This is a genomic window from Mesorhizobium sp. M7A.F.Ca.CA.002.09.1.1 (assembly GCF_003998555.1).
Classification (GTDB): domain Bacteria; phylum Pseudomonadota; class Alphaproteobacteria; order Rhizobiales; family Rhizobiaceae; genus Mesorhizobium; species Mesorhizobium ciceri.
In genome coordinates, this window is record NZ_RZRR01000192.1 from 1 (window position 1) to 7,476 (window position 7,476).

The window sequence follows — 7,476 nt, forward strand, 5'->3', positions numbered from 1 at the left end:
GTCTATCGCGGCCTCGTTCAGCGGCTGGCGCTTGATTGTACCCGGCTTAGCCGGCTGCGGCGCGTCGGGATAATTGTCGTCGTAATTGCCATCGTCCTGCGGCGCCGGCGGGTAGGCTTCGGCGGAATTGTCCCCATAGGGATCGTACTCATCTGCCGGCGGCGGGATAACGCGGCCTTCCTCTTCCAACTGCTTGCGCCGGAACCGCGCCATGTCTTCCGGATCGTCGAGATAGTAGCGGTCGTCGCCTTCGGGGGCGCGGCCCAGTTCGCGCAGTCGTGTCTCGCGGCGCAAGGCGCGGCGGTCGAGCCGGGTCTGCGGCGGCTGGATGGCGATGACCTTGCCGGTATCGGCATCGACGATCACGCGGTTGCCCCTGGCGTCGTAGTAGATGTCGAGATTACCGTCCTGGGCGACAAGGATGCCCCCGGTATCGGCAGCGCGGACAACCCTTGGCGCATTGTCCGTCGTCGGCGCGGCGAACGCCCCGGAAGACACAAGCCCGGCGGCTAGCGCCGAGAGGGCAAAGATCGTGCGGAACATGGTGGCCAAATTCTCCGGTCCGTAAATTTGCCGCCGCCGGCATTGTCTTCTGGCGAACCCCTTCGCCAGCAAACCAGTTACACCATCCTATGGTTCCAACATGAACCGGGCATGAAGATGGCGGTTTTCCGGCGCCTCAAGGAATATAGGCTAGCTTTCGGCAAGTCCCAATTCCTTGCGCGCCTGCCTGGTAAGCTTCAGGGCGACAAGGCGATGGCTCTCGCGCAGATAGTCCTTCAGCGCGGCATCATCCATGCTCTGGCTTGTCCGACGCTGGATCCATGTCATGCCGCGCGAGGCAAGATAGGGTGCGGGCCGTAGCCCCGGCTGTTCCTTGAGCACATCATAGGCGATATCGGAACATTTGAAGGTGACGAAGAGCTGCTGGCCATCGTCCCAGCCGCCGATCGCGAAGACCTTGGCCCCCACCTTCCAAACATGGGCGCCACCCCACTGGACGACATGGGTCGTCGAAGGCAGCGAGTCGCAGAAGCTGTTGTAGTCGTCCAGTGTCATCCCCACCCCACGTTTTATATGAAAACGCCGCGCGTCCAGGAAGGACGCGCGGCGCAGGATCAGGCTGCCGCTTCCGCCGCGACGATCGTCGGTTTGGAGCGGAAATTCAGCCGGTCGGAACCGGCTGTCACCTTGACGGTCGAGCCGTCGAGGATGTCGCCGAGCAGGATCTTCTCCGCCAGTGGGTCCTGCAATTCCTTCTGCATCACCCGCTTCAGCGGCCGCGCGCCATAGGCCGGGTCGTAGCCCTTGGCCGCCAGCCAATCCACCGCCTCCTGGTCCAGCGATAGCGTGATCTTGCGGTCGACAAGCAGGCTCTCGAGCCGCTTGAGCTGGATCTCGACGATGCGGCCCATATCCTGCCGGCGCAGCCGGTGGAACAGGATCACCTCGTCGACGCGGTTGAGGAACTCCGGCCGGAACGATGCCCTGACGACGTTCATCACCTCGTCGCGCACCAGATCGACATCCTGGTCCTCGGTGAGGTTGACGAGATATTCGGCGCCGAGGTTCGACGTCATGATGATCAGCGTGTTGCGGAAGTCGACCGTGCGGCCCTGGCCGTCGGTCAGGCGGCCGTCGTCGAGCACCTGCAAAAGCACGTTGAACACATCCGGATGCGCCTTCTCGATCTCGTCGAACAGCACGACCTGATAGGGCCGGCGCCGCACCGCTTTCGACACAGCTTGCACCGCCTCGCCCTGGCCAACGACGCGCTTGCCGATCTCGTCTTCCATGCGCAGCAGCTTGTCGCGCTCGCCCTGCAGCATCTTGTCGACCGGAATGCCGGTCCAGCGCGAGACGATATGGGCGACGTGGTCGGGGGTAACCACCTCTTCGACCATGCCGGCTTTGCCGTCCTGGGCCTCGGCCTCCTTCAGCTTCTTTTCCAATTCCGGAATCTTGCCATAGGCAAGCTCGCCGGCGCGCTGGAATTCACCCTTGCGCTGAGCAATGGCAAGGTCGTTGCGCGCCTCGTCGAGCTGCTTCTTCAGGTCGGCGGCGAGCCCGAGCTTCTGCTTCTCGGCCTGCCACTTGGCGGTGATCTCGGTCGATTCCTCCTCAAGGCCGACGAGTTCCTTTTCCAGGCGGGCGAGCCGGTCCTTCGAAGCATCGTCCGTCTCGACCTTCAGCGCCTCGCGCTCGATCTTGAGCTGCATGATGCGGCGATCGATCTCGTCCAGCGCCTCGGGCTTGGAATCGACCTGCATGCGCAGCCGCGATGCGGCTTCGTCGACCAGGTCGATCGCCTTGTCCGGCAGGAAGCGATCGGCGATGTAGCGGTTGGACAGCGTCGCCGCCGCCACCAGCGCTGAATCCGAAATGCGCACCTTGTGGTGCTGCTCGTATTTCTCCTTCAGGCCGCGCAGGATCGAAACGGTGTCTTCCACCGTCGGCTCGTCGACGAAAACCGGCTGGAAGCGCCGGGCAAGGGCTGCATCCTTCTCGACATGCTTGCGATACTCGTCGAGCGTGGTGGCGCCGACGCAGTGCAGCTCGCCGCGCGCCAGCGCCGGCTTCAACAGGTTGGACGCATCCATGGCGCCATCCGCCTTGCCGGCGCCGACCAGCGTGTGCATCTCGTCGATGAACAGGATGATGTTGCCGCTGGCCGAGGTGACTTCGGAGAGCACGGCCTTCAGCCGCTCCTCGAACTCGCCGCGATATTTGGCGCCGGCAATCAGCGCGCCCATGTCGAGCGCCATCAGCTGCTTGTCCTTCAGCGATTCCGGTACGTCGCCATTGACGATGCGCAGTGCCAGGCCTTCGGCGATCGCCGTCTTGCCGACGCCGGGTTCGCCGATCAGCACCGGATTGTTCTTGGTGCGGCGCGACAGCACCTGGATGGTGCGGCGGATCTCGTCGTCACGGCCGATCACGGGGTCCAGCTTGCCGGCACGGGCATCCGCAGTCAGGTCGCGCGCGTATTTCTTCAGCGCGTCGTAGCCCTGTTCGGCACTCGCCGAATCGGCGGTGCGGCCCTTGCGGACATCGTTGATGACCTGGTTGAGCGCCTGCGCGGTGACGCCGGCCTTGGCCAATATGTCGGCGGTCTTGGCCGACTTTTCCATGGCGAGCGCCTGCAAGAGCCGCTCGACCGTGACAAAACTGTCGCCGGCTTTCTTGGCCAGTTCCTCGGCGGTCGAAAACACTTTCGCCAGCGGCTGGGCCAGATAGAGCTGGCCATTGCCGCCCTCGACCTTGGGCATCGCTTCGAGCGCCGTCTCGACGCCAAGCTTGACGTCGCGGATGTTGCCGCCGGCGCGTTCGATCAGCGACGCGGCCAAGCCCTCGTCGTCGTCGACGAGCACTTTCAGGATATGTTCAGGGGTGAATTGCTGGTGGTTGCGGGAAAGCGCCATGGTCTGCGCGGACTGGATAAAGCCGCGCACGCGCTCTGAGTATTTCTCAAGGTTCATATCTGTCTCCTTCCATCACCGGCCCGCTTTGCGGCACCGGATCCGATTGCGGTGACGGACCCGCTCATTCGAGCCGGGTCCAGTTGAGGCTGATATGGTGCACAGGCGCTGAACCCTCAAGACGTCCCGATATCGGCAACCACATAATATTGCACGGCCGCCCAAACGAAAACGGCGGAGATTTCTCTCCGCCGCTCAATGCCTTGAAATGCCGTTGGGTCAGTTATCGATATCGACATTGACCGGTTGGGCGTTGCCGCTGTCGGCCGGGGCCGCAGCCACCTCGCCGGCGTCGGTCCCGGAACTGGCATTGTCACTACCGCCATCAACCTGATCGGCGTTGACGCGCGGGCGGCGCGGACGACGCGGACGACGGGCAGCACCGCTTTCGGCGGCCGCCTCGTTGAGTTCGGCCTGGGCGGCAAGACCTGCCGGGGAAAGGTTCTCGAACGACGGAGCCGGTTCGGCCGGCGCCACAGATTCGGTCGGCGAAACGGCTTCGCCCTGGACCGGGATCTCGTTGCCCTGGGGCTGACCACCTTGCTCGGCGGACGATGAAAAGTCGCGCTGGCCGTTCTGGCCATAGCCGCCATTGGGGCGGCGATCACGATGGCGCCCGCCATTGTTGTCGCGGCCGCCATTGTTGCGCCCGCCATTGTTATCGCGGGCCTCGCGGCCACCTTCCCGGTTCAGCGCGACCTCGGCCGGCGTACCTTCGATAACCGGCTGCGGGCCGGCGCCATGGTTGACCACCGGGATCTGGACGTCGGAAGCAGCGTTGCTGTTGTTGCCGCTATTGTCGAAATCGTCGCGGTCCTCATCGCCATCATCGTCGAAATCATCGCGATTCTGCTGCGTGTTCTGGATCGGCATCTGCGCCTGTGCGGCCGCGATGATGCGATTGTAATGCTCGGCGTGCTGGAGATAGTTCTCCGCCATGACCCGGTCGCCGGAGCTGTGTGAATCACGGGCAAGGGTGGCGTATTTTTCGGCGATCTGCTGAGCCGAACCGCGGATCTTCACGTCCGGGCCATTGCTCTCGTAGTTGCGCGTCAGGGGATTAGGCCCCTTGCGGTTGTTGTTGTTATTGTTGTTATTGTTACCACCGCCGCCGCCATTGTTGTTGCGACCGCGCATGCGCCTGTTCTGCTGTTGTGGCCTCATCAAACTCTCTTCATTTTGAAATTTTCGAAAAACTCTTCACGAACGGAGGCGCTCATGCAGCCAGCCGTTTCGTCTCTTCACCGGCGTTCGCCCGCATCGATTGCGTTGGCGCCACGTGTCATCCTGTTCCGGTTACATCACTTGCCGGACGATTCCCGCACGAAGCTTGGGCATCGTTTGCGCAAGAAGGCAGCTATTTCCAAGGAAAACCGAATCGCTAAGAGCACTGCCTGCTTCGTCTCATCCGGTTAAGGCGACCCTAGCCGCATTCCCCGGCATTGCCAAGCGCTTTTTTGCACTGCGTCAAGGCTTTATCCTTTCAAAGACAATAACCCTGTCGTTTCCACCGAGGTCACGGAAAACACTGCCCGGCACGTAGCCGGCTGCAGTGAATATCTCGCAGACCTCGTTGCGTTGCGTATGGCCGATCTCGACCGCAATTCTGCCTTCAATTTCCAAAAACCTTGCCGCTTCCGCAGCGATGGTTCTGTAGGGGTTCAGACCGTCCGCGCCGCCATCCAGGGCTAGGCGCGGGTCGAAATTGCGGACTTCGTCCTGCAGATTTCCAATGTCTTCGGAAGATATATAGGGAGGGTTTGCGACAATTACATGGTACCGGCCGGAAACTTTTTCGAACCAGTCCGACTGCAGCGCCGTGAACCGGCCCGCAAGACCAAGTTGCCCGGCATTGCGGGCCGCCGTCGCCAGCGCACCCGCGGACAGATCGACGCCGGTGGCATTAGCCGTCGGCACGACGCTGAGCAGCGCCAGCGCAATGGCGCCGGTGCCGGTGCCAAGATCGAGGATGCGACACTCGCCTTCCTGCGTCGCAACCGCCTTGACGAAGGGCAATATCGCCTCGACCAGCGTTTCGGTATCCGGCCGCGGTTCCAGCGTTTCCGGCGACAGCGCCAGGCGCAAACCGTAGAATTCACGATAGCCGAGGATGCGATGCACAGGTTCGCCGCCGGCGCGGCGTCTCAACGCGGCATCGATTTCGGCAACAGCGCCGGCGCCGACCCTGCGTTCGGGGTCCGCAATGGCTTGCGTGCGCGTCGTGCCCGAAAAATGCTCGACGATCAGCCTCGCATCGAGCGCCGGGTCGTCGACGGTGCTGCCGAGCCGAGCCCGCGCTTCCCGCAGCAGCGGCCCGAGCGCGTTGGGCAGGTCAGTCATCGATGCCGATGTCGGCGAGCAGCTTGGACTGATGATCGGCGATCAGCGCGTTGATGATCTCGTCGAGTTCGCCCATCATCACCCGGTCGAGCTTGTAGAGCGTCAAATTGATGCGATGGTCGGTGACGCGCCCTTGCGGGAAATTATAGGTGCGGATGCGTTCCGAGCGGTCACCGGAGCCGACCTGTGACTTGCGCGATTCGGAGCGCTCCTCGTCAGCCTTGCCGCGTTCGAGATCATAGAGGCGGGCGCGCAGGATCTGCATCGCCTTGGCGCGGTTCTGGTGCTGCGATTTCTCAGCCTGCACGACCATGATGCCGGTCGGCAGATGGGTGATGCGGACGGCCGAATCGGTGGTGTTGACGTGCTGGCCGCCCGAACCCGAGGCGCGCATCGTGTCGATGCGGATGTCTTCGGCCCTGATGTCGATGTCGACCTCTTCGGCCTCGGGCAGCACCGCGACGGTTGCCGCCGACGTGTGGATGCGCCCGCTGGCCTCGGTCGCCGGCACGCGCTGCACGCGATGCACGCCGGATTCGAATTTCAGATGCGCAAAGACGCCCTTGCCCGACACCGTGGCGATGATTTCCTTGTAGCCGCCGGCATCGCCATCGCTGGCCGAGGCGGTCTCGAAACGCCAGCCGCGTTCGGCGGCGTAGCGTTCGTACATGCGAAACAGGTCGCCGGCGAAAAGCGCGGCCTCATCGCCGCCGGTGCCGGCGCGGATTTCGAGAATGGCGTTCTTGTCGTCGGCGGCATCCCTGGGCAACAGCAGGATCTGAATGTCCTTCTGCAGCGCCTCGATGCGGTCCTCGACCCCTGGCAGCTCGGCCTCGGCCAGCGCCCGCATCTCGGCGTCGGTGCCCCTGTCGGCAAGCATGGCTTCGAGGTCGGCCTGTTCATGCTCGGCCGCGCGCAGCGCCCTGACCTTGGCCACCATGTCCTGGATTTCGGCATATTCGGACGCCATGCGCACATAGGCGTCCGGCGCCGGGCCGGCCGACATCTGCGCTTCGAGCATCTCGAAACGCTTGACGACTTGATCCATACGATCGCGGGGCAAATTGACCATGATGAGGCTGCTATAACGGGATCGAACGGTCGTCGGCAAAGGCCTGCAGCAGCGCCCGCATCGGCAGGCCCTGTGCCGGAGCCATCAGATTGTCGTCGAAAAACGCCTTCAATTCGTCCAGCGGCAGTTCCGTCAGCATCGCCTTGACCGGCCCGATCGAGGCCGGCGACATCGAGATCGAGCGGAAACCGAGTCCGATCAACGCCATCGCCGAGATCGGCTTGCCGGCGAGTTCGCCGCATAGCGTCACCGGCGTGTGATTGCGGACGCCGGCATCGGCGATCTGCTTGAGGACGCGCAAGAAGGGTGCCGACAGCGTGTCGAAGCGGTTGGCCAGTTGCGTGTTGCCGCGGTCGACGGCCATGACGAACTGGAACAAATCGTTCGAACCGACCGAGACGAAATCGACCGCTTTCATCAATTCATCGAGCTGGAACAGCAGCGACGGCACTTCAAGCATCGCCCCCAGCTTCAGGCTGGTCGGCAAATGATGGGCAAAGCGCGACAAATGCCGCACCTCGCGGTCGATGATCTCGCGTGCCTGGGTGATCTCGCCGAGTTCGGTCACCATCGGCAGCATCAGCT

At 63.1% G+C, this 7,476-nt stretch carries 6 protein-coding genes and 1 pseudogene; all 7 read right to left on the reverse strand.

Translation table 11 applies throughout. From position 1 onward, the window contains the following. Positions 1-543, reverse strand: a pseudogene (locus EN994_RS11190) (hypothetical protein); the annotation flags it as partial. 150 nt (positions 544-693) lie between these two features. Further along, positions 694-1,059, reverse strand: a complete 366-nt coding sequence (locus EN994_RS11195; protein WP_013529465.1) for an MmcQ/YjbR family DNA-binding protein — start codon at positions 1,057-1,059, stop codon at positions 694-696. A gap of 59 nt (positions 1,060-1,118) precedes the next feature. Further along, a complete protein-coding gene (locus EN994_RS11200; protein WP_127307536.1) occupies positions 1,119-3,479 on the reverse strand; it encodes an AAA family ATPase in 2,361 nt (786 codons plus the stop codon). A gap of 219 nt (positions 3,480-3,698) precedes the next feature. Then, positions 3,699-4,643 carry a DUF4167 domain-containing protein gene (locus tag EN994_RS11205; protein WP_024503799.1) on the reverse strand — a complete coding sequence of 315 codons (945 nt, stop codon included), beginning with the start codon at positions 4,641-4,643 and terminating at the stop codon, positions 3,699-3,701. A 303-nt stretch (positions 4,644-4,946) separates the two neighbouring features. Next, positions 4,947-5,819, reverse strand: a complete 873-nt coding sequence (gene prmC, locus EN994_RS11210) for a peptide chain release factor N(5)-glutamine methyltransferase (RefSeq protein WP_063169067.1) — start codon at positions 5,817-5,819, stop codon at positions 4,947-4,949. Beyond that, positions 5,812-6,891: a peptide chain release factor 1 gene (gene prfA, locus EN994_RS11215; protein ID WP_013529461.1), complete on the reverse strand. Its 1,080-nt coding sequence runs from the start codon at positions 6,889-6,891 to the stop codon at positions 5,812-5,814. Before prfA ends, prmC begins: the two co-directional genes overlap by 8 nt. A gap of 10 nt (positions 6,892-6,901) precedes the next feature. Continuing rightward, positions 6,902-7,476: putative PEP-binding protein (locus EN994_RS11220; RefSeq protein ID WP_348631676.1), on the reverse strand; the 575-nt coding region annotated here is incomplete at its 5' end.